Source organism: Caulobacter sp., assembly GCF_049283275.1.
In the GTDB taxonomy this organism is placed as follows: domain Bacteria; phylum Pseudomonadota; class Alphaproteobacteria; order Caulobacterales; family Caulobacteraceae; genus Caulobacter.
On sequence record NZ_JBAPVS010000027.1, the window covers coordinates 1 to 19,926 of the forward strand.

Sequence of the window (19,926 nt, forward strand, 5' to 3'; positions counted from 1 at the left end):
GGCCCGCCAAGGCCGCGCCGTCACCGCCGTCAAGACCGTCACCGAGGGCCTGGTCCGCGCCATCGCCGAGGAGGTCGCCATCCAGCGCCCGACCGCCGCCGGCTACGGCCCCGGCGCCCAGGGCGCGGCCTACCGTCAGAACGGCACGGCGATCACGCTGAACCAACAGGCCTAGACGCCGCCTCTCCCTTTCGGGAGCGAGGGCGCGATCCGGCCTGGGTTTCGCCGGGAGCGGCGATATTCTCAATCGCCACTTAACCCCGAAGCCCTTATCGTGGGCGCCGGCCAGAAAGCCGAGGGAGCGCGCGGGGCTCATGAAACGGACGATGGGCAGACCTGACCCCCTGCCCACGCGAGAGATCGCCGGGGCCTATCTGCCGATCCTGCGCGGCTACCTGGTGGCCGCCGCGGCCTATTACTGCCTGATCAGCCTGTCCCACCCCTTCTACGAGAAGGGCATGGCCCTGGTCGTGCTGGAGGCGTTGGCCGTGGTCGCCGCCGGGGTCGGGTTCTGGCTCTGGCGCCGGCTGAAGACCCTTCCGGCCGAGATGCCCGGGATGGAAGCCGCCGCCCTGGCGATGAACGCGCTGTTCGTGGTCAATGTCATGGCCTACCAGACGTTCCACCTTGAGCCGGCCAAGCTGGTCTATTTCGTGCTGATGGGCGTGACGTTCGCCACCGCGGCGCCCACGCGGCGCGTGGCCCTGATCAGCGTCGGCGCGGCGACCGCCGGCCTGGTGATCATGGCCCGCAACGCGCCGGGCGACCTGGTCGCCCAGTACGGCTTCCTCGGCGTCGCCGGCGCCTTCGCCGCCTTGGGCATGTCGACCCTGATGCGCGGCGCGGTGGTGCGCGAACTGCGGGCCCGCCTGGCCTCCGACGCCCTCAACCGCAAGCTCGAGGCCGAGCTGGAGGAGAACCGCCGCCTGCGCACCGAGGCCCAAGACCTGGCCGTCGCCGCCCAGACCGCCAACCGCGTGAAGACCGAATTCCTCGAGACCATGAGCCACGAGATCCGCACGCCCCTGAACGGCGTTCTGGGCATGGCCCAGGCCATGGAGCGCGACACCCTGTCGGCCAATCAGCGCGCCCGCTTGGCGACGATCCACGACTCCGGCGCCAGCCTGCTGGAGGTGATCAACGCCGTGCTCGACATTTCCCGGATCGAGGCGGGCAGGATGGAAATCGTCCGAGCGCCGTTCGATCTGGACGCCCTGGCCGGCGCCTTGCGCCAGCTCTATGCCGGCCTGGCGCAAGACAAGGGCCTGGCGTTCGCCCTGGAGATCACCCCCGAAGCCTCCGGCTGGCGCGACGGCGACGCCGCGCGATTGCGCCAGGTGCTCAGCAACCTGATCTCCAACGCCATCAAGTTCACCGACGCGGGTCGGGTGATCGTGCGCATCGACGGCGACGCCGTGACCTTGACCTGCACCGTGACCGACACCGGCGTGGGCGTGCCCGAAGCCCGTCGCGCCCACATCTTCGAAAAGTTCGTCCAGGCCGACGGATCCAGCACCCGCCGCACCGGCGGCAGCGGGCTGGGCCTGACCATCTGCCGCGAGCTGGTGACCCTGATGGGCGGCCGGATCGGCTTCGAAAATCCGCCGGAAGGCGGCGCGTGCTTCACCTTCGTGGCGCCCTGCCCGGCCCTGGCGGCGCCGGTCCAGCCGGCGCCGTCGCAAGTCGCCGACGAGCCGGCGGCGGCGGACGGCGAACTGAAAATGCTGGTCGTCGACGACAACGCCACCAATCGCATCGTGCTTCAGGCCATGCTGACCCATATGGGCGTGGCCTGCAGCCTGGCGCGCGACGGCCACGAGGCGGTGGCCATGTGGGAGTCGGCGGCGTGGGACGCCATCCTGATGGACATCCACATGCCGGGCATGGACGGGCTGGAGGCCGGCCGGATCATCCGGACGCGTGAGGCGGCCGAGGGACGGACCCGCACGCCGATCCTAGCGGTCACCGCCAGCGTCCTGACCCACGAGACCGACCGCTATCTGGCCGCCGGCATGGACGGCTTCGTGGCCAAGCCGATCGGGGCTCAACGGCTGGTGGCGGCCTTGGACGCGGCCTTGAGAGGACCGCGGGAAGACGCCGCGGCGCTGAGGTAAGGCGCTCTTTTTGGGAACCGAAGGGCTTCGGACGGACGCCGGCGCGGGCCGGCTAGAAGCTCAGCACGCCCAGGTCGACGATGACCTTGAAGGCCCAGATCGTGCAGGCCACGCAAACGGCCAGGGTGATGATGTCGTCGATCTCGGACCGCTGGCGAACGACCTTGGCGGCCTTGCCGCCCTTGCCCTTGGCCGGAGCCTTCGGCGCGGGCGCCTTCGCCCCGTCCTTCGCCGCTGCCTTAGCCACGCCCGTCGTCTCCGCGCGGCGCGCTCGATGCGCGACCCGTGCGGCCATAGACGCCATGGGTGCTGAAGGTTGCGCTTCCAAAGGCGGTTTATTGTTCGTGAACAGCGCGGTCCGCCGCGCGGCCCTGGCAGGCTGCTGACACCTGATGTCAGCAGCCTGCCGCCACATGCCGCCTCCGCGACATTTGTTCGCATCTTGTTCTTGTGTTAATTCCCGGCCTGCGCCCTACATATAGCCGTCGCGCCGTGGCTCCCTCCACGGCCCCCACACGTTCCGGAAAACATGGCTGAACAACTGAACTTCATCCGCGTGCGTGGTGCGCGCGAGCACAACCTCAAGAACGTCAGCGTCGACATCCCACGCGGCGAGCTCGTGGTGCTGACGGGCCTGTCAGGCTCGGGCAAGAGCTCGTTGGCGTTCGACACCATCTACGCCGAGGGCCAGCGGCGCTATGTCGAGAGCCTGTCGGCCTACGCTCGCCAGTTCCTGGAGCTGATGAGCAAGCCGGACGTGGACCTGATCGAGGGCCTGTCGCCGGCCATCTCGATCGAGCAGAAGACCACTTCGCGCAACCCGCGCTCGACGGTGGGCACGGTCACCGAGATCCACGACTACATGCGCCTGCTGTGGGCGCGCGTGGGCGTGCCCTATTCGCCGGCCACCGGCCTGCCGATCGAGAGCCAGACCATCAGCCAGATGGTCGACAAGATCACCGCCCTGCCCGAAGGCACCCGCCTCTACCTGCTGGCGCCCGTGGTCCGCGACCGCAAGGGCGAGTACCGCAAGGAGATCGCCGAGTGGCAGAAGGCCGGCTTCCAGCGGCTGAAGATCGACGGCGAGTTCTATCCGATCGAGGACGCCCCGGTCCTGGACAAGAAGTTCAAGCACGACATCGACGTGGTCGTGGACCGCATCGTCACCAAGCCGGGCATGGAGCAACGCCTGGCCGACTCCATGGAGCAGGCCCTGCGCCTCGCCGATGGCCTGGCGGTGGCCGAGTGGGCCAATGTCGAAGAAGGCGAGAAGGAGCCGCGCCGGCTGCTGTTCTCCGAACGCTTCGCCTGCCCGGTCAGCGGCTTCACGATCGCCGAGATCGAGCCGCGCCTGTTCTCGTTCAACAACCCGGCGGGCGCCTGTCCGGCCTGCGACGGCCTGGGCGCGAAACTGGCCTTCGACGCCGACCTGATCATCCCAGACAAGGACAAGAGCCTGCACAAGGGCGCCGTCGCCCCGTGGGCCAAGGGCCCTTCGCCGCTCTACACCCAGACCCTGCAGGCCCTGGCCCGCCACTACGGCTTCTCGATGGACGAGCCCTGGCACAAGCTGCCGGAAAGCGCCCGCCAGATCGTGCTGCAAGGCTCCAAGGGTGAGAAGATCAAGTTCGTCTATGACGACAACGCCCGCAAATACGAGGTGGCCAAGCCGTTCGAGGGCGTGCTGCCGAACCTGGAGCGCCGCTGGCGTGAAACGGACTCCTCGTGGGTCCGCGAGGAACTGGGCCGCTACCAGTCCGACACCCCCTGCGAAGTCTGCCACGGCAAGCGCCTGAAGCCCGAGGCCCTGGCCGTGAAGATCCACGGCCAGGACATCGCCGCCGTCTCGAACCTGGCCATCCGCCCGGCCCGCGACTGGTTCACGGCGCTGGAAGGCCACCTCTCCGACAAGCAGATGGAGATCGCTCGGCGGATCCTGAAGGAGATCAACGACCGCCTGCGGTTCCTGGTCGACGTCGGCCTGGACTATCTGAACCTGTCGCGCGGCTCGGGCACCTTGTCGGGCGGCGAGAGCCAGCGCATCCGCCTGGCCAGCCAGATCGGCAGCGGCCTGACCGGCGTGCTCTACGTGCTGGACGAGCCGTCGATCGGCCTGCACCAGCGCGACAACACCCGCCTGCTGCAGTCGTTGCAGGGCCTGCGCGACCTGGGCAACTCGGTGCTCGTGGTCGAGCACGACGAGGAAGCCATCCTCACCGCCGACTACGTGATCGACATGGGCCCGGCCGCGGGCGTGCACGGCGGCGAGATCGTCGCCGAGGGCAAGCCGGCCGACATCATGGCCAATCCCAACAGCATCACCGGCCAGTATCTGACCGGCGCCCGCGAGATCGAGGTGCCCGAACAGCGCCGGCCGATCAACCCGAAGAAGATGCTGCGGGTCATCGGCGCCAAGGGCAACAACCTGAAGGACGTCACCGCCGAGATCCCGGTCGGCGCCTTCACCTGCATCACCGGCGTGTCGGGCGGCGGCAAGTCGACCTTCACGATCGAGACCCTGTACAAGGCCGCCGCGCGCCGCCTGAACAACGCCAGCGACGCCCCGGCCTCGCATGAGCGGATCGAGGGGCTGGAGAACTTCGACAAGGTCATCGACATCGACCAGTCGCCGATCGGCCGCACCCCGCGCTCGAACCCGGCCACCTATACCGGAGCCTTCGGTCCGATCCGCGACTGGTTCGCCCAGCTGCCGGAAAGCAAAGCGCGCGGCTACGGCCCCGGCCGCTTCAGCTTCAACGTCAAGGGCGGCCGCTGCGAGGCCTGCCAGGGCGACGGCCTGATCAAGATCGAGATGCACTTCCTGCCCGACGTCTACGTCACCTGCGACGTCTGTCGGGGCCAGCGCTACAATCGCGAAACCCTGGACATCCTGTTCAAGGGCAAGACCGTCGCCGACGTGCTGGACATGACGGTCGAGGAGGCCGCCGACTTCTTCAAGGCCGTGCCGCCGATCCGCGACAAGATGGAGACCCTCAAGCGCGTGGGCCTCAGCTACATCAAGGTCGGCCAGCAGGCCACGACCCTGTCGGGCGGGGAAGCTCAACGGGTAAAGCTCTCCAAGGAGCTCTCCAAGCGCGCCACCGGCCGCACGCTCTACATCCTCGACGAGCCGACCACCGGCCTGCACTTCGAGGACACCAAGAAGCTGCTGGAAGTGCTGCACGAGCTGGTCGACCAGGGCAACACCGTGGTCGTCATCGAGCATAACCTGGACGTCGTGAAGACCGCCGACTGGCTGGTGGACTTCGGTCCCGAGGGCGGCGACGGCGGCGGCGAGATCGTCGCCGTGGGCTCGCCCCAGGACGTGGCCAAGGTCGAGGCCAGCTGGACCGGTCGCTACCTCAAGGACGTGCTGGCCCGCCACGAGGAGCGGCGGCTGGAGCGGGTGGCGGCGCTGAAGGCGGCCAAGCGGGCTTAGACGCCGGCGTCACGCCCCTTCAGCTGGGCGTAGATGGTCGGCGCCGGGGCGAAGACGATCAACGACAGCAGGACCGACATCAGGCCCGACAGCAGCGAGCGGATCACGCCGCCCACCGACAACAGGTCCTTCAGGGTGCTGGCCTCGTTGCGCAGGGCGTCGCCGGCCGCCGCTAGGCCGCCGCCCATGGCCATGCTGGCGATCGCGCCGACGGCGGCGATCATCACGAACAGCAGCAGATAGACCACCACCGCCAGGACCATGGCGATCATATAGGCTCCGAACAGGGGCCAGAACCGGCCCTTGGTCATGCCCCATGACTGCCGCAGGTCGATCCGGCCGGTGTCGAAGGCCAGGGTGCTGACGAACGACAGGCGCACGGACAGCAGGATCATGCCGGCCAGAAGGCCAAGACCCGCCAGCAGGCCCAGCAGCACGCCCAGCCCCTGACCGCCGAGCCCGGCCCCCACGGCCGCCAGGATCGCCAGGAAGACCACCCCGACGAAATAAACGGCGAACAGCACCAGATAGAGCAGCACCTGAACCAGGGCCTGGCGCAGTTCGTCCACCCCCAGTCGCAGATAGGCGCCGGCGCCCTCGTGCGGTCGCAGGACCAGACGGTTCACCGCGGCCAACAACACCGAATTGGTGGCCAGCACATAGAGCATCGAGCCCAGGAACAGGGGCCACATGCCGCTCATCGCCGCAAAGGTGGTCTGCGGGTCCGGATCGCCTTCCAGGGCTTCGGTCAGGGCGGTGAGCTGGTCGCCGAAGGTCGAGACCACGATGATGGCGACGACGAACGACAGGATCGCCATCAGGCCGGCCCAGATGGCCACCGTCCTGGGTTTCTCGCGCGCCGCCCGAAAACCGGCCAGCGCCGCGTCCGTGGCCGAAAACTGATCCATCGCCATGCCCCGTTCAATCTCGCCCACGCCTAACAAGGTTCGTGGCCGCGCGACAGCCCCGCGCGCTCGAAACGCCATTTGCCGCTTGTCCAAACGCCTCTGACAATTCTAACGTTCGTTTGAAATGGTCGGGACAGGCCATCGCGGAGGACCCCGATGAAGCTCTACGGCGAAGCCAATCCCGCCCCCAATCCGCGCCGGGTGCGCATCTTCGCGGCCGAGAAAGGCATCGACCTTCCCGAGATCCGGATCGGCATGCGCCAGGGCGGCCACAAGTCGCCCGAGCACAAGGCCCGCAACAGTCTGGGCCAGGTGCCGGTGCTGGAGCTGGACGACGGCGAGATGATCAGCGAGAGCGTCGCCATCTGCCGCTACCTGGACCTCCTGCATCCGGCGCCGCCGATGTTCGGGACCTGCGCCCTGTCGCAGGCCCGCACCGAGATGTGGGTCCGGCGCCTGGAGTTCCAGCTGATGGTTCCGGTCGGCATGTACTGGCGCCACGCCCACCCGCTGACCGCCGCCCTGCTGGTCCAGAACAAGGACTTCGGCGAATCCAACAAGCCGGTCGCGGCCAAGACCATGAGCTGGCTGGACCGCGAACTGGCCGACGGCCGCGAATGGATCGCCGGCGACACCTATGGCATCGCCGACATCGTGGCCCTGACGACGATCGACTTCGCCGGCTTCATCGGCCTTGACCTCCCGGAGGAGGCCGAGCGCCTGAAGGCCTGGCGGGAAAGGGCCAGCGCGCGGCCCAGCGCGGCGGCTTAGGCTGATCGGCATTCAGGCGCGGTGCGTGGTCCTCGTCCTTCGACAAGCTCAGGATGAGGACCATGGTGCGGGCCGTGCGGTAGAAAACCTCATCCTGAGCCTGTCGAAGGACGAGGTTTTCGCTTCCGAAGCCTCAGATGGCCGGCCCTAGACGGCGGCCGGGGCCAGCTCGCTTTCGTGCAGGTCGTAATAGGCCCGGGCCGGGGCTGCGGTCAGGATCACCATCTGCACGGTGAAGAAGAACGGGGCCAGCAACAGGTTGGCCAGGCCGGACAGGGCCAGCATCACCGGGTTGGTCGCTCCGCCCGACAGGCCCAGGATCAAGCCGGCGACGATGGTCTGGGCCACGCTGACCAGGAAGGTGATCACGAAGGCCAGGGCGTACATGCCCAGCAGATGCCAGAAGTGATGGTCGGTCAGGGTCCAGGCCCGCCGCAGTGAAAGCCTGCCCTCGGCGAAGGTGGTCATCGACAGCAGCGACAGGCGCACGCCGGCCCAGATCGACAGGCCGGCCACGGCGATGGCGCCCAGCACCTCGACCCAGCGGTTGGTCTCGACCGCGCCCAGGCTGATCAGGCCCGCGCCGATCAGCACCAGCACGGCGCTGGGCAGGGCGGTGACGACCAGGGCCACGATCCAGCCGACCAGGGCGACGATGAACTGCCGCGCCTCTTCGGGACCGACCCGCAGATAGGCCAGATGACGCTCCTGCGGCCGCACCACCGCCCGCATGATCGCCACGCTGATCACCGACTGCAGGGCCACGGCGAAGGCGATCAGGGGCAGCAGCGTCCCCTTGCGACGGGCGACGATGTCGATCAGCTCGCGCAGGTCGTTGGTCCGCGACAGCAGGGCCAGATCGGCCCGCACGGTGCCGCCGAACGCGAAGGCGACCACCAGTCCCAGCACCACCAGCATGGCGAAATAGCAGGCGGCCCAGGCCAGCACGACCAGCGGCTTGCGGCGCGTCATGCGAACGCCTTCGAGGGCGGCTTCGACGGGCGAGAAGGTGGTCATGTCCGGAGGGTTCCAGGCGGCGGAGCGGGCTGCGTTCGATAGACCTCGACCAGGGCCGCGGTCCAGGTCGGGATGAGATAGAAGAACACCAGGGCGACGCTGACCAGCTCGGGGACCAGCGCGCCTTCCGAAAAGCCTGCGATCGCCCGCAGATAGCCGACGGCGACCACCAGGATCACAGCCGGCGCGGCCAGAACCGTCCCGGCGACCGCCAGGACCAGAACCACGCCGCGCGTTCGCCCGAAAGCGCTGAGCACCTGGATCCTGCCCAGGTCGATCGTGGCGGCCGGGGCCAGGGACAGCCGCAGGAACAGCCAGAGCATGATCGTCATCGACAGCAACGGCACAAGGCTGACGGCCAAGGCGCCGGGGCCGTCCAGCGCGCCGCGCCAGGCCTCCACCGAGGTGATGTCCAGGTCCGGCGCGTTGCTCTTGGCCACGCCCACCACCACCGCCGCGACCAACACCGCCAGCACGGCCACCACGACGGTCAGGATGGCGGTGACCAAGGCCTGGACCGCCAGCAGCCGCCATTCCTGCACGCCCCAGCGCAAGCCCTTCCAGCCGGCGGGACCACCGAACGCGGCGCGATAGAGCGCGCCATAGGCCACGGTTGTGGCGGCCAGCTCCAGCGGCAGGCTGAGGAAGGTCAGGCCGAGCGGCAGGGTTCGCGGCAGCAGGCCGAGCACGGCGCCCGCGACCAGCGCGGCCCAGCCGGTGCGCACGCCCGGCGCCCATCCCGCCAGGGCGGCGCGAACGGTCCGCCCGATCGCCGCCGATCTCTCGCCCATGAAGCCCTCTTCTCGTTCGCCGCGCGCGCGAACCCCTGAACCCCAGGAGTCATAGGCGGTTCGCCCCCGCCTTGGCGACGAGTCGCGGCGGGTGTCACGCTGAATTTCACCGGACGTGGCCCTGGCGCCGCTAGGGGCGTCGCGCCGCCGGGTGCTGAGAACAGGCGGGTTCCGCCGGGCCGCCGCCGGGGGTATGAGGGCGGCCATGAGCACTTCCCCTTCTTCCACCCCGCCCATTCACGTCATCGGCGGCGGCCTGGCCGGGTCCGAGGCCGCCTGGCAGATCGCCCAGACCGGCGTCCCGGTCGTCCTGCACGAGATGCGCCCTGTCCGCGGCACCGACGCCCACCAGACCGACGGCCTGGCCGAGATGGTGTGTTCCAACTCCTTCCGCTCCGACGACTGGCAGTTCAACGCCGTGGGCCTGCTGCACGCGGAGATGCGCAAGCTGGACTCGCTGATCATGTCGGCCGCCGACCAGCACCAGGTGCCGGCGGGCGGCGCCCTGGCCGTCGACCGCGACGGCTTCTCGGCCGAGGTCACCCGCCGCATCGAGGCCCATCCGCTGATCACCATCGCCCGCGAGGAAGTCGCCGGCCTGCCGCCCGAAGACTGGGACAGCGTGGTGGTGGCCACCGGCCCCCTCACCTCGCCCGCCCTGGCGGACGCGATCCTCGCGCTCAGCGGCGAAGGCCAGCTCAGCTTCTTCGACGCCATCGCCCCGATCATCCATGTCGAGTCGATCGACATGGACATCGCCTGGCGTCAGTCGCGCTACGACAAGGAAGGCCCCGGCGGCGACGCGGCGGCCTACATCAACTGCCCGATGAACAAGGCTCAGTACGAGGCCTTCATCGACGCCCTGCTCGAGGGGCCCAAGGCCGAGTTCAAGGACTGGGAGCATGTGCCCTATTTCGACGGCTGCCTGCCGATCGAGGTGATGGCCGAGCGCGGCCGCGAGACCCTGCGCCATGGTCCGATGAAGCCCGTCGGCCTGACCAATCCGCGCGATCCGCTGGTCAAGGCCTACGCCATCGTCCAGCTGCGCCAGGACAACGCCCTGGCCACGCTGTGGAACATGGTGGGCTTCCAGACCAAGCTGAAGCACGGGGCCCAGGCCGACGTGTTCCGGATGATCCCGGGCCTGCAGAACGCCCAGTTCGCCCGGCTGGGCGGCCTGCACCGCAACACCTTCATCAACAGCCCGCGCCTGCTGGACCGCAGCTTGCGCATGAAGCTCGCCCCGCGCCTGCGCTTCGCCGGCCAGATGACCGGCGTCGAGGGCTATGTCGAAAGCGCCGCCACGGGCCTGCTGGCCGGCCGCTTCGCCGCCGCCGAGCGCCTGGGCAGGACGCTGGACGCTCCGCCGCCGACCACCGCCCTGGGCGCCCTGGTCGACCATGTCACCGGCGGTCACATCGAGGGTCAGGAGGTCGGCAAGACCTCGTTCCAGCCGATGAACATCAACTACGGCCTGCTGCCGCCGATGGAGACCCCCAAGGTCGGCGATGATGGGGTCAAGATCCCGCTGAAGGAGCGCGGCCGCGCCAAGAAGCGCCTGATGAGCCTCCGGGCGCTGAAGGACTTGGACGAGTGGATGACCGGGGCCGGCTGAGCGTGCTCGATACGCCGCGCGCCGGGTGGACGTGGATGGCCTACAGCTTGGCCTAAACGCTCGCCGCCGCGCGGACATGGTCGATGAAGGCCCGCAACGCCGGCGCCATCTGGCGTTGGCGCGGATAGGCCAGGAAAAGGCCAGGGAACGGCGCCGACCACGCCTCGAGCAAGGGGACCAGACGCCCCTCGGCGATGTACTGCTCGACCCTTTGATCGACGGCGAAGGCGATGCCGATCCCGTCCAGGGCCGCGGCCAGGGCCATGGCCTTGTCGCTGACGATCAACGGTCCGTCGACGGCGACCTCGAACCAGTCACCGTCCTGCCAGAACTCCCAATGGTAGGGCATGGTCGTGCCCGGCCAGCGCCAACGGATGCAGCGATGGTCGACGAGGTCATGCGGCGTGGCCGGCGTCCCATGGCGGGCCAGATAGTCCGGCGAGGCGACGGCGATCTGGCGTAGGTCGGGCCCCAGCCGCACGGCGATCATGTCCTTCTCGATGACCTCGCCCAGCCTCAGGGCCACATCGAAGCCGCCGCCGACGAAATCGCTGACCGCGTCGTCAAGACTGATGTCGAGCACCACGTCGGGATAGGCGGCGTGGAAGCCGGCCAGCATGGGTCGCAGGTAGAGTTCAGCGGCCGAATGGAACGACACCACCCGCACGACGCCGGACGGCCGCTCGCCCTGGTGGCGGACCTGGCCGACCGCCGCGCCCAGTTCGATTATCGCCGGCCGCACCCGCTGGAACAGGCGCTCCCCCGCATCGGTCAGCGACACGCTGCGGGTCGTGCGATTGAACAGCCGAACCCCGACCCGCGCCTCGAAGCCCCGCACCATCTGGCTCAGCGCCGAGGGCGACACGCCCAGCGCCTCGGCCGCGCGACTGAAGCTGAGCGTTTCGCCGACTGCGACGAAGGCCCGCAATTGGCCGAAGCCGGCGCTGCTGATCACGTCGTCCAACGCACTACTCATTAGATCAACTTCAAAGTCTTGTGACGATTGCGCCCATTATAAAGCCCTTTCGCCGGCGCGATATAGGGCTCCACAAGGAGACCCTCCATGAAAACCTGGTTCATCACCGGCGTGTCGCGCGGCCTCGGCCTGGCGCTGGCCCAAGCGGCCCTGGCGCGCGGCGACACCGTCGTCGGCACGGTTCGCGCCGGAGCGCCCGACCTGGTCGCCGGCCCCGGCGTGCTGCACGTTCTGACCCTGGACATGACTGACGCGCAAAGCCTGCCGTCGGTCGTAGACCAGGCCTTCGCCTTGGCCGGAACGATCGACGTGGTCGTCAACAACGCCGGCTACGGCCTGCTGGGCGCGATCGAGACGGCGACCGACGACGAGGTCGCCCGCCTGTTCGAGGTCGACTTCTTCGCGCCGTTCCGCCTGATCCGCACGGCCCTGCCCCATCTGCGGACACAGGGACGCGGTCATATCGTCAACGTCACCTCGATCGCCGGCCGGGCGCCGGGCGCGGGGTCGGGGCTCTACGCGGCGGCCAAGTTCGCCCTCGAGGGACTTTCGGCAAGTCTCGCCCAAGAGGTCGCGCCGATCGGCGTCCACGTCACGGCCGTCGCGCCGGGCGCGTTCCGCACCGACTTCCTGTCCAGCCATTCGATCCGCAAGAGCGAGGCCGCGGCCGGCGACTACGACGCCTCGGTCGGCAAGGCGGCCCAGGCCTTCGATGGCATGGCCGGCCGGCAACTGGGCGACCCGGCGCGGGCGGCCGAGGCGATCCTGGCCATCGTCGACGCCAAGGCGCCGCCGCGCCAGTTGCTGCTGGGCTCCGACGCCTTGCGTCGGGCGCGCGAGAAACTGGACGCCCAGATCGCGGAAATGGACGCTTGGGAGGCGGCGACCCTGGCCACCGATCACGCCTAGACGGGAGCCGCCGGGGCGGCCCGCGTGTTGGGGAGGCATGTCCGCCTCCCCTCCCCTGGCTCACGGACCTGGCGTTGCGCCTGGCCGGACCCCGCCATGGGCCGTCAGCCTGGGCCCGGTCGAAGGCGCGGCTGTTACGGCGTGACCTCTGGCGGCGGACGGATGCGCCGGTAGCGCGCCTCGACCAGCCCGAAAAGTCCGAAGGCGATCAGGCCGGCGGCGACCAGGGCCAGCACCCAGCTGCCGAACGGCTGGCGTTCGATCACCTGCAAAGCCCCGCCCCAGCTGCGCGCCTCGCCGGCCCGCGCCTCCAACCCCGCCAACACCAGGAAGACGCCCAGGGGCAGGCTGGCCAGGCCCCGCGCGCCGTAGCCGGCCTTGGCCAGGGGCACGACCCGGCGGCAGGTCTTGTCGTCGCAGTCCAACCGCTTGCTGAAATCCTGCATCAGGCCCTGGACGACGTTGCCGACCGCGAAGGCGAACACCGCCAGGCCGGCGGCGATCAGCAGGGCGTCGCCATGAGGCAGGTCGAGAACGGTCCGGGCGGCGTGACGGAAGCTCTGTTCCTCGTCGAGCTCGCCAACGTCCTCCAGTTCATCCAGCAGTTCGAAGGCCGACAGCGCCAGGCCGCCATAGACCAGCCCGCTGAACGCCTGGCCGGCGCGCACCGCCCAGGCCTTGGGCGAGCGGCCGTGGCGGTCGGCGTCGAACACCGCCTGCAGGATCCGCCAGGCCGCGAAGCCCGCCAGCCCGACGCCGATCGCGCCGATCAGCGCCCCGCCCAGCGGCCAGTCGGCCCAGGCGCGCAACATGCCCGTGGCGCCCTTGGCGCGTGGTGTCAGGTCGAGGGCGGCCAGGAGGACGACGGTCCCCAGGCCCAGATAAACCAGGCCCCGCGCCGCATAGCCCAGCCGCGAGGCCAGCTCGATCGCCTTGGCGACGTTCGCCCGCCGGACGCGGTTCACGAGCTCGCGGGGCAAGGTGATGATCGAGGTCGACATGGTTCGCGCCCGGACAGCCCAACTTGGGTGAACCAACGGCGGGCTCGGCGCAGGCGTTCCCCGGCCGCGTCACGGGTCGGGCCTGTCTTTCGCTAAGTAAGTGATTTATGACTTAACGACAGGCGCCGACCGTTCGGTCTGGCGCTTGCCTGGGCATTGACGCGGGAAGCCGTCCCGCGTCGCCGATCATCGCGCGCTTTGCCGCTCGTCGATGGTAGGCAAGCATGTCACGGATGGGATGTACGGCAAAGGGGAGCCCGGCAGGGTGGCGGAGGCCTTCGAGATCGGCGACTTCAAGCCCGGCGTTCGCGCCAAGGCGCGTTGCGACCTGATGGGCGTTGCGCCCTACAGCGAAGCCGACGGCATGCTGGTGCGCCGCTTTCTCACCGCCGCCCACGACGAAGCGCTCAAGACCCTGGCCTTCTGGATGGAGCAGGCCGGCATGACCGCCCGTCGCGATCACGCCGGCAATCTGATCGGCCGCTACGAGGGCGAGACGCCCGACGCCCCGGCCCTGCTGATCGGCTCGCATATCGACAGCGTCCGCAACGGCGGCCGCTATGACGGGGCCCTGGGCGTGATGCTGGGGGTCGACGTGGTCGAGGTCCTGGCCCGCGCCGGCCGCCGCCTGCCCTTCGCGGTCGAGGTGATCGCGTTCGGCGACGAGGAAGGCTCGCGCTTCCCCGCCTCGATGACCTGCAGCCGCGCCGTGGCCGGGACCGTCAAGCCCAGCGTCATGGAGATGACCGACGGCGACGGCGTCAGCCTGGCCGAAGCCTTCGCCGCCTTCGCCCTGGACCCCACCCGTCTGGAGGAGGCCGCCCGCAAGCCGGGCGAGGTGTTCGCCTTCCTGGAGGCCCACATCGAACAGGGCCCGGTGCTGGAGGCCGAGGGCCTGGCCCTGGGCGTGGTCACCGCCATCGCCGCCCAGAAACGGCTGATGGTCCGCTTCACCGGCATGGCCGGCCACGCGGGCACCACGCCGATGACCCTGCGCAAGGACCCCGGTCCCGCCGCCGCCGAGGCGATCCTGGCGCTGGAGCGGATCTGCTCCAGCGGCAAGGACGGCCTGGTCGGCACCGTCGGCCGGATCACCGCCCTGCCCGGCGCTTTCAACGTCATTCCCGGCGCGGTCGAATATTCGATGGACGTCCGGGCCGAGGCCGCCGCGACCCGCGATGCGGCCGTCGAGGCCGTCACCGCCGAGATCCAGGCCATCGCCGCGCGGCGCGGCCTGGAGGTCAACGTCACCCTGATGCAGGACCTGGCCGCCAGCCCCTGCGATCCCGGCCTGACCACCCTGCTGGAAGCCGCCGTCGCAGAGACCGGCCAGACCCCGCGCCGCCTGCCCAGCGGAGCCGGTCACGACGCCATGGTCATCGCCGACCTCTGCCCCACCGCCATGCTGTTTATCCGCTGCGAGGGCGGGATCAGCCACAATCCGCGCGAGGCCGTCACCGAGGCCGACTGCGCCCTGGCGGCGGAGGCGATGCTCGGATTCGTGGATCGGCTGGCGGCGCGAAATCCTCGTCCTTCGTCAAGCTCAGGATGAGGATTCGAATGCCGACACCCCTGAGCACGACCCTTTCAGTAGCCCTCATCCTGAGCTTGTCGAAGGACGAGGGCGGGCCAAGAACGATAGACGCATGACCCAGACCTTCGGCGAACTCGACCATCCCGCACGCCTGCTGATGGGGCCCGGCCCGATCAACGTGCACCCGCGCGTGCTGCGCGCCATGTCGGTGCAACTCCTCGGCCAATTCGACCCCGAATTCACCGGCTACATGAACGAGACCATGGCGCTGTACCGCCAGGTCTTCCAGACGCAGAACCGTTGGACCTTCCTGATCGACGGCACCTCGCGCGCCGCCATCGAGGCGGCCCTGGTCTCGGTGCTGGTCCCGGGCGACGACGTGGTGGTGGTCAATGCCGGGCGTTTCGGCCTGCTGCTGTCGGAGATCGCCCAGCGCTGCGACGCCAAGGTCACCCTGGTCGAGGGCGAGTGGGGCAAGGTCGTCGATCCGCAGGCCGTGGAGGACGCGGTCAAGCGCGTGCGCCCGCGCCTGGTGGCCTGCGTGCACGGCGACACCTCCACCACCATGGCCCAGCCGATCGAAGCGATCGGCGAGATCTGCCGCCGCTACGACACCCTGCTCTATGTCGACGCCACCGCCACCCTGGCCGGCATGAGCGTGCCGGTCGACGCCTGGCGGGCCGACATCGTCACCGCCGGCCTGCAGAAGTGCCTGGGCGGCCCGTCCGGCTCGGCGCCGATCACGATCTCCGACCGCGCCGCCGACCACATCTTCAGCCGCCGCCATGTCGAGGCCGGCATCGCCACGGCGGGTGTGGTCAGCGGCAACGGCCGCCGCATCGCCTCCAACTATTTCGACCTGGCGATGATCATGGACTACTGGTCCGACAAGCGCCTGAACCACCACACCGAGGCCGCCTCGATGCTGTATGCGGCCCGCGAATGCGCCCGGGTGGCGCTGGAGGAAGGGCTTGAGGCCCGCTTCGCCCGCCACGCCCAGGCCGGAACCGCCGTGGTCGCCGGGGTCGAGGCGATGGGTCTGCAGGTCTACGGCGACAAGGCCCACAAGATGACCAACGTCACCGGCGTGGTGATCCCGCCCGGCGTCGACGGCGACCGCGTGCGGGCCCGCATGCGCACCGACTTCGAGATCGAGATCGGCACGGCCTTCGGGCCGCTGGCGGGAAAGATCTGGCGGATCGGGGCGATGGGCGTCAACGCGCAGAAGTACGCGGTGCTGACCACGCTGGCGGCGCTGGAGGCGGTTCTGCGCGGCGAGGGCTATTCGTTCAAGGCCGGAGCCGGGGTGGATGCGGCGTTGGGGGTGTTCGCGTGAGCGCGGCGACGACGACACGCGCGCTCTTCCCCCTATGGGGGAGGAGCGCCGCAGGCGCGGAGGGGGCAAGTGGGTCAGTGGCGCGGCGCCCTTGCCCCCACCTGACCGCTTCGCAGTCTGTCCGCCCCCATAGGGGGCGGAGCACATGAGCCCCTACCCCCGCGACCTGATCGGCCACGGCGAGCATCCGCCCCACGCCCGGTGGCCGAACGGCGCCCGCGTGGCCGTGCAGTTCGTGCTCAACTACGAGGAAGGCGCCGAGCGCTCCATCCTGCACGGCGACGGCCAGGCCGAGCACTTCCTGTCGGAGATGGTCGGCGCGCAGCCGATCCCCGACGCCCGGCACATGTCGATGGAGAGCCTCTACGAATACGGCTCGCGCGCCGGCTTCTGGCGCATCCGGCGGCTGTTCGAGGAGTTCGGCCTGCCGCTGACCGTCTATGGCGTGGCCCAGGCCATGGCCCGCAATCCCGACGCCGTCGAAGCGATGCTGAAGTCGGGCTGGGAGATCGCCAGCCACGGCTATCGCTGGATCGACTACCAGCACTTCCCCGAGGACCTGGAACGCGAGCACATCGCCAAGGCCATCGAGATCCACGAGGCTCTGACCGGCGAGCGTCCCCTGGGCTGGTACCAGGGCCGCACCAGCCCCAACACCGCGCGCCTGATCGCCCAGGAAGGCGGCTTCGTCTACGACGCCGACAGCTATGCCGACGACCTGCCCTACTGGGACGACCAGCACGGCAAGGCGCAACTGATCGTGCCCTACACCCTGGACACCAACGACATGCGCTTCGCCGCGCCCCAGGGCTTCAACAGCGGCGACCAGTTCTTCGCCTATCTGCGTGACACCTTCGACGCCCTGTACCTCGAAGGCGAGACCGCGCCGAAGATGATGAGCGTCGGCCTGCACTGCCGCATCGTCGGCAAGCCCGGCCGGATCATGGCCCTGCGCCGCTTTCTCAACCACGTCACCGCCCGCGACAAGGTCTGGGTGGCCAAGCGCATCGACATCGCGCGGCACTGGATCGCGACCCACCCGTACAAGGCCCATCCCAATAAGGAGAGCGCCACATGAGCGCCCCGCCCCTGACCCTGGCCGACCTGAACCGGATGAACCGCACCGGTTTCGCCACCACCCTGGGCTTTGCCTTCGAGCTGTCGCCGTGGGTGGTCCAACGCGCCTACGACGCCTCGCCGTTCGACAGCGTCGAGGCTTTGCACGCGGCGACCATGGCCGTGCTGGAAGCCGCCCCCGAGGCCGAGCGGCTGGCCCTGATCCGCGCCCACCCCGAACTGGCCGGCAAGGCGGCGATCGCCAAGACCCTGACCGCCGAAAGCAACGCGGAGCAGGCCGGCGCCGGGCTGGACAGGCTGACGCCGGAGGAGTTCGAGCGCTTCCACGCCCTCAACGCCGCCTATCGCGAACGGTTCGGCTTTCCGTTCATCATCGCCGTGCGGCTGAACGACAAGACCTCGATCCTGGCCGCCATGCAGGCGCGCTTGGACAACGACAAGGCCGCCGAAGTCGCCGAAGCCATCAAGCAGATCGGCCTGATCTCGAAACTTCGACTGCAAGACGCGGTGACCGGCTGAGATGGATTATGACGTCACCACCTGGCTGAACCTGTCCCTGCGTTGGCTGCACGTGATCGCCGGCGTCGCCTGGATCGGAGCCTCGTTCTACTTCGTCTGGCTGGACAACAATCTGCGCGCGCCCGTCCCTGAAAAGGACGGGGTGAAGGGCGAGCTGTGGGCGGTGCACGGCGGCGGCTTCTATCACTCGCAGAAGTACATGACGGCCCCGGCCCACATGCCCGACCACCTGCACTGGTTCAAATGGGAGGCCTACACCACCTGGCTGTCGGGTTTCGCCCTGCTGATCGTGCTCTACTACGTGGGCGCGCCGGTCTATCTGATCGACGCTTCCAAGCACGCCTTCAGCCAAGCCGGCGCCATCGCAACGGGCCTGGCCTTCATCTTCGGCGGACTGCTTGTCTACGAAGGTCTGTGCCGCTCGCCGCTGGGCGGGAGGCCGCGCCTGTTCGGCGTCGTCTGGTTCCTGGCCTTGACGGCCGCGACCTGGGCCCTGACCCAGCTGTTCAGCGACCGCGGGGCGTTCATCCACGTGGGCGCCATCATCGGCACGTGCATGGTCGGCAACGTGTTCCTGATCATCATCCCCAACCAGCGCAAGATCGTCGCCGACATGCTGGCCGGCCGCCCTGTCGATCCGCGACTGGGCGCGATGGGCAAGCAGCGCTCGGTGCACAACACCCACATGACCCTGCCGGTCATCTTCATCATGATCAGCAACCACTATCCGGCGGTCACGGGCCACCACCTGGCCTGGCTGCTGTTGGCCCTGATCAGCGCCGGCGGCGTGTCGATCCGCTACTTCTTCATCCTGCGCCACCACGGGATCAGCAAGCCCGACTATCTGTTGCTGGGCGCGTTCCTGATCTTCAGCGTCAGCATGATCGCCAGCATCAAGCCCAAGACGGCCCCCAAGACGGCCGATGTCATCACCGACGTGCCTTTCCCGGTCGCCCAGGCCATCGTTCAGAAGCACTGCGTGACCTGTCACGCGGCGGTTCCGACCCACAAGGGTTTCACGGCCCCGCCAAACGGCGCGGCCTTCGACACGCCGGCGGACATGGCCCGTTATGCGGGCAAGATCCATGAACGCGCGGTCGAAACCACCAGCATGCCCCTCGGAAACGAGACTCACATTACCGATCAGGAACGCGCCCAGCTGGGCGCCTGGATCGAGGCGGGAGCAAGGACGCAGTGACCACCGTAGTAGAGACGCCATCGGCCGAAACGACCGACGACGCCGCTCCGGCGCCCCGAAAACGCAACGCCGAACGGACGCGCAAAGCGATCCTGACGGCGGCGCTCAAGGAGTTCTCCCAGGCGGGCTACGCCGGCGCGCGGATCGAGAAGATCGTCAAGGCCGCCAAGTGCAACATCCGCATGCTCTACCACTACTTCGGCGACAAGAAGGGCCTGTACCTGGCCGTGCTGGAGGCCGCCTACGAGGACCTGCGCGGGCGCGAAGCCGAGCTGGAGATCGACTTCGATCGACCTCTGGAGGGCTTCCTGGCCCTGCAGCGCTTCACGTCCGAATATTTCGAGAAGAACCCGCGCATCGACGGCCTGCTGCGCAACGAGAACCTGCTGCAGGGCAAGTTCGTCGCCCAGTCGCGCAAGGTCACCGAGACCGCCTTTCCCCTGCGCCGGACCATCGAGCATCTGATCGCCAGCGGTCAGAAGCAGGGGATCTTCCGCGACAACCTGGACTGGGCCCAGATCTACGTGACCATCGCGGCCATGAGCCGGTTCCACCTGGCCAATGGGTACTCGCTGTCGGTGACCCTGGACACCGACATGAGCAAGCCGGAGTGGCGCCGGGCGCGGCTGACGCATGCGCTGGAGTTGCTGGAGGGGTATCTGCGGAAGTAGGTGCGGAAAACCCCCTCAGTCGCTCCGCGACAGCTCCCCCAGAGGGGGAG

General features: G+C 68.9%; 17 protein-coding genes. 11 read left to right on the forward strand and 6 right to left on the reverse strand.

What is annotated here, in order from left to right:
• Positions 1 to 326: 326 nt before the first annotated feature.
• Positions 327 to 2,114 (forward strand): ATP-binding protein, encoded by a 1,788-nt coding sequence (locus WAL33_RS01460; RefSeq protein WP_422177781.1) that lies wholly within the window; start codon positions 327 to 329, stop codon positions 2,112 to 2,114.
• Between the two features lie 52 nt (positions 2,115 to 2,166).
• Here WAL33_RS01460 and WAL33_RS01465 read toward each other — a convergent pair whose 3' ends face one another.
• The gene (locus WAL33_RS01465; RefSeq protein WP_422177783.1) at positions 2,167 to 2,361 is read right to left on the reverse strand and encodes a hypothetical protein; all 195 of its coding nucleotides are present in this window, start codon (positions 2,359 to 2,361) and stop codon (positions 2,167 to 2,169) included.
• Between the two features lie 282 nt (positions 2,362 to 2,643).
• Here WAL33_RS01465 and uvrA point away from each other — a divergent pair, with 282 nt between their 5' ends.
• Positions 2,644 to 5,553 carry an excinuclease ABC subunit UvrA gene (uvrA, locus tag WAL33_RS01470; protein ID WP_422177785.1) on the forward strand — a complete coding sequence of 970 codons (2,910 nt, stop codon included), beginning with the start codon at positions 2,644 to 2,646 and terminating at the stop codon, positions 5,551 to 5,553.
• Here the strand turns inward: uvrA and WAL33_RS01475 are convergent.
• Positions 5,550 to 6,461 carry a hypothetical protein gene (locus tag WAL33_RS01475; RefSeq protein ID WP_422177787.1) on the reverse strand — a complete coding sequence of 304 codons (912 nt, stop codon included), beginning with the start codon at positions 6,459 to 6,461 and terminating at the stop codon, positions 5,550 to 5,552. The genes uvrA and WAL33_RS01475 overlap by 4 nt on opposite strands.
• A 156-nt stretch (positions 6,462 to 6,617) precedes the next feature.
• Between WAL33_RS01475 and WAL33_RS01480 the strand changes: the two genes are divergently transcribed.
• Positions 6,618 to 7,232, forward strand: a complete 615-nt coding sequence (locus WAL33_RS01480) for a glutathione S-transferase family protein (RefSeq protein WP_422177788.1) — start codon at positions 6,618 to 6,620, stop codon at positions 7,230 to 7,232.
• A 147-nt stretch (positions 7,233 to 7,379) separates the two neighbouring features.
• Here the strand turns inward: WAL33_RS01480 and WAL33_RS01485 are convergent, their stop codons facing one another.
• Together WAL33_RS01485 and WAL33_RS01490 are read right to left on the reverse strand one after the other, a co-directional pair.
• Positions 7,380 to 8,249 carry a hypothetical protein gene (locus tag WAL33_RS01485; protein ID WP_422177790.1) on the reverse strand — a complete coding sequence of 290 codons (870 nt, stop codon included), beginning with the start codon at positions 8,247 to 8,249 and terminating at the stop codon, positions 7,380 to 7,382.
• Positions 8,246 to 9,040, reverse strand: coding sequence for a hypothetical protein (locus WAL33_RS01490; protein WP_422177792.1), 795 nt, complete (start codon positions 9,038 to 9,040; stop codon positions 8,246 to 8,248). Before WAL33_RS01490 ends, WAL33_RS01485 begins: the two co-directional genes overlap by 4 nt.
• A gap of 205 nt (positions 9,041 to 9,245) precedes the next feature.
• Here WAL33_RS01490 and trmFO point away from each other — a divergent pair, with 205 nt between their 5' ends.
• Positions 9,246 to 10,655: a methylenetetrahydrofolate--tRNA-(uracil(54)-C(5))-methyltransferase (FADH(2)-oxidizing) TrmFO gene (trmFO, locus tag WAL33_RS01495; RefSeq protein ID WP_422177794.1), complete on the forward strand. Its 1,410-nt coding sequence runs from the start codon at positions 9,246 to 9,248 to the stop codon at positions 10,653 to 10,655.
• Positions 10,656 to 10,707: 52 nt separating this feature from the next.
• Here trmFO and WAL33_RS01500 read toward each other — a convergent pair whose 3' ends face one another.
• A complete protein-coding gene (locus WAL33_RS01500) occupies positions 10,708 to 11,631 on the reverse strand; it encodes a LysR family transcriptional regulator (RefSeq protein WP_422177796.1) in 924 nt (307 codons plus the stop codon).
• Between the two features lie 87 nt (positions 11,632 to 11,718).
• Here WAL33_RS01500 and WAL33_RS01505 point away from each other — a divergent pair, with 87 nt between their 5' ends.
• Positions 11,719 to 12,540 carry an oxidoreductase gene (locus tag WAL33_RS01505; RefSeq protein WP_422177798.1) on the forward strand — a complete coding sequence of 274 codons (822 nt, stop codon included), beginning with the start codon at positions 11,719 to 11,721 and terminating at the stop codon, positions 12,538 to 12,540.
• Positions 12,541 to 12,674: 134 nt separating this feature from the next.
• Here WAL33_RS01505 and WAL33_RS01510 read toward each other — a convergent pair whose 3' ends face one another.
• Positions 12,675 to 13,541 carry a DUF1206 domain-containing protein gene (locus WAL33_RS01510; RefSeq protein WP_422177800.1) on the reverse strand — a complete coding sequence of 289 codons (867 nt, stop codon included), beginning with the start codon at positions 13,539 to 13,541 and terminating at the stop codon, positions 12,675 to 12,677.
• Positions 13,542 to 13,872: 331 nt separating this feature from the next.
• Between WAL33_RS01510 and WAL33_RS01515 the strand changes: the two genes are divergently transcribed.
• The 6 genes from WAL33_RS01515 (at position 13,873) to WAL33_RS01540 (ending at position 19,876) form a co-directional block, all read left to right on the forward strand.
• Positions 13,873 to 15,093, forward strand: a complete 1,221-nt coding sequence (locus WAL33_RS01515) for an allantoate amidohydrolase (protein ID WP_422177812.1) — start codon at positions 13,873 to 13,875, stop codon at positions 15,091 to 15,093.
• A gap of 94 nt (positions 15,094 to 15,187) precedes the next feature.
• Positions 15,188 to 16,411, forward strand: a complete 1,224-nt coding sequence (locus tag WAL33_RS01520; protein WP_422177802.1) for a pyridoxal-phosphate-dependent aminotransferase family protein — start codon at positions 15,188 to 15,190, stop codon at positions 16,409 to 16,411.
• A 145-nt stretch (positions 16,412 to 16,556) separates the two neighbouring features.
• The gene (puuE, locus tag WAL33_RS01525) at positions 16,557 to 17,489 is read left to right on the forward strand and encodes an allantoinase PuuE (protein WP_422177804.1); all 933 of its coding nucleotides are present in this window, start codon (positions 16,557 to 16,559) and stop codon (positions 17,487 to 17,489) included.
• Positions 17,486 to 18,007, forward strand: a complete 522-nt coding sequence (gene uraD, locus WAL33_RS01530; protein WP_422177806.1) for a 2-oxo-4-hydroxy-4-carboxy-5-ureidoimidazoline decarboxylase — start codon at positions 17,486 to 17,488, stop codon at positions 18,005 to 18,007. The genes puuE and uraD overlap by 4 nt, the downstream gene beginning before the upstream one ends.
• 1 nt (position 18,008) lies before the next feature.
• Positions 18,009 to 19,205 carry a urate hydroxylase PuuD gene (locus tag WAL33_RS01535; RefSeq protein ID WP_422177808.1) on the forward strand — a complete coding sequence of 399 codons (1,197 nt, stop codon included), beginning with the start codon at positions 18,009 to 18,011 and terminating at the stop codon, positions 19,203 to 19,205.
• On the forward strand, positions 19,202 to 19,876 hold the full coding sequence (locus WAL33_RS01540; protein ID WP_422177810.1) for a TetR family transcriptional regulator: 675 nt from the start codon (positions 19,202 to 19,204) through the stop codon (positions 19,874 to 19,876). Before WAL33_RS01535 ends, WAL33_RS01540 begins: the two co-directional genes overlap by 4 nt.
• Positions 19,877 to 19,926: the final 50 nt, after the last annotated feature.

What these genes read in the sequence shown, in the direction of transcription:
- uraD (WP_422177806.1), top strand. Translation starts at nt 17,486, where the DNA reads ATGAGCGCCCCGCCCCTGACCCTGGCCGACCTGAACCGGATGAACCGC.
- WAL33_RS01535 (WP_422177808.1), top strand. Translation starts at nt 18,009, where the DNA reads ATGGATTATGACGTCACCACCTGGCTGAACCTGTCCCTGCGTTGGCTG.
- WAL33_RS01490 (WP_422177792.1), bottom strand. Translation starts at nt 9,040, where the DNA reads ATGGGCGAGAGATCGGCGGCGATCGGGCGGACCGTTCGCGCCGCCCTG.
- puuE (WP_422177804.1), top strand. Translation starts at nt 16,557, where the DNA reads ATGAGCCCCTACCCCCGCGACCTGATCGGCCACGGCGAGCATCCGCCC.
- WAL33_RS01475 (WP_422177787.1), bottom strand. Translation starts at nt 6,461, where the DNA reads ATGGATCAGTTTTCGGCCACGGACGCGGCGCTGGCCGGTTTTCGGGCG.
- WAL33_RS01460 (WP_422177781.1), top strand. Translation starts at nt 327, where the DNA reads ATGGGCAGACCTGACCCCCTGCCCACGCGAGAGATCGCCGGGGCCTAT.
- WAL33_RS01510 (WP_422177800.1), bottom strand. Translation starts at nt 13,541, where the DNA reads ATGTCGACCTCGATCATCACCTTGCCCCGCGAGCTCGTGAACCGCGTC.
- WAL33_RS01500 (WP_422177796.1), bottom strand. Translation starts at nt 11,631, where the DNA reads ATGAGTAGTGCGTTGGACGACGTGATCAGCAGCGCCGGCTTCGGCCAA.
- WAL33_RS01520 (WP_422177802.1), top strand. Translation starts at nt 15,188, where the DNA reads ATGACCCAGACCTTCGGCGAACTCGACCATCCCGCACGCCTGCTGATG.
- WAL33_RS01485 (WP_422177790.1), bottom strand. Translation starts at nt 8,249, where the DNA reads ATGACCACCTTCTCGCCCGTCGAAGCCGCCCTCGAAGGCGTTCGCATG.
- uvrA (WP_422177785.1), top strand. Translation starts at nt 2,644, where the DNA reads ATGGCTGAACAACTGAACTTCATCCGCGTGCGTGGTGCGCGCGAGCAC.
- WAL33_RS01505 (WP_422177798.1), top strand. Translation starts at nt 11,719, where the DNA reads ATGAAAACCTGGTTCATCACCGGCGTGTCGCGCGGCCTCGGCCTGGCG.
- WAL33_RS01480 (WP_422177788.1), top strand. Translation starts at nt 6,618, where the DNA reads ATGAAGCTCTACGGCGAAGCCAATCCCGCCCCCAATCCGCGCCGGGTG.
- trmFO (WP_422177794.1), top strand. Translation starts at nt 9,246, where the DNA reads ATGAGCACTTCCCCTTCTTCCACCCCGCCCATTCACGTCATCGGCGGC.
- WAL33_RS01515 (WP_422177812.1), top strand. Translation starts at nt 13,873, where the DNA reads ATGGGCGTTGCGCCCTACAGCGAAGCCGACGGCATGCTGGTGCGCCGC.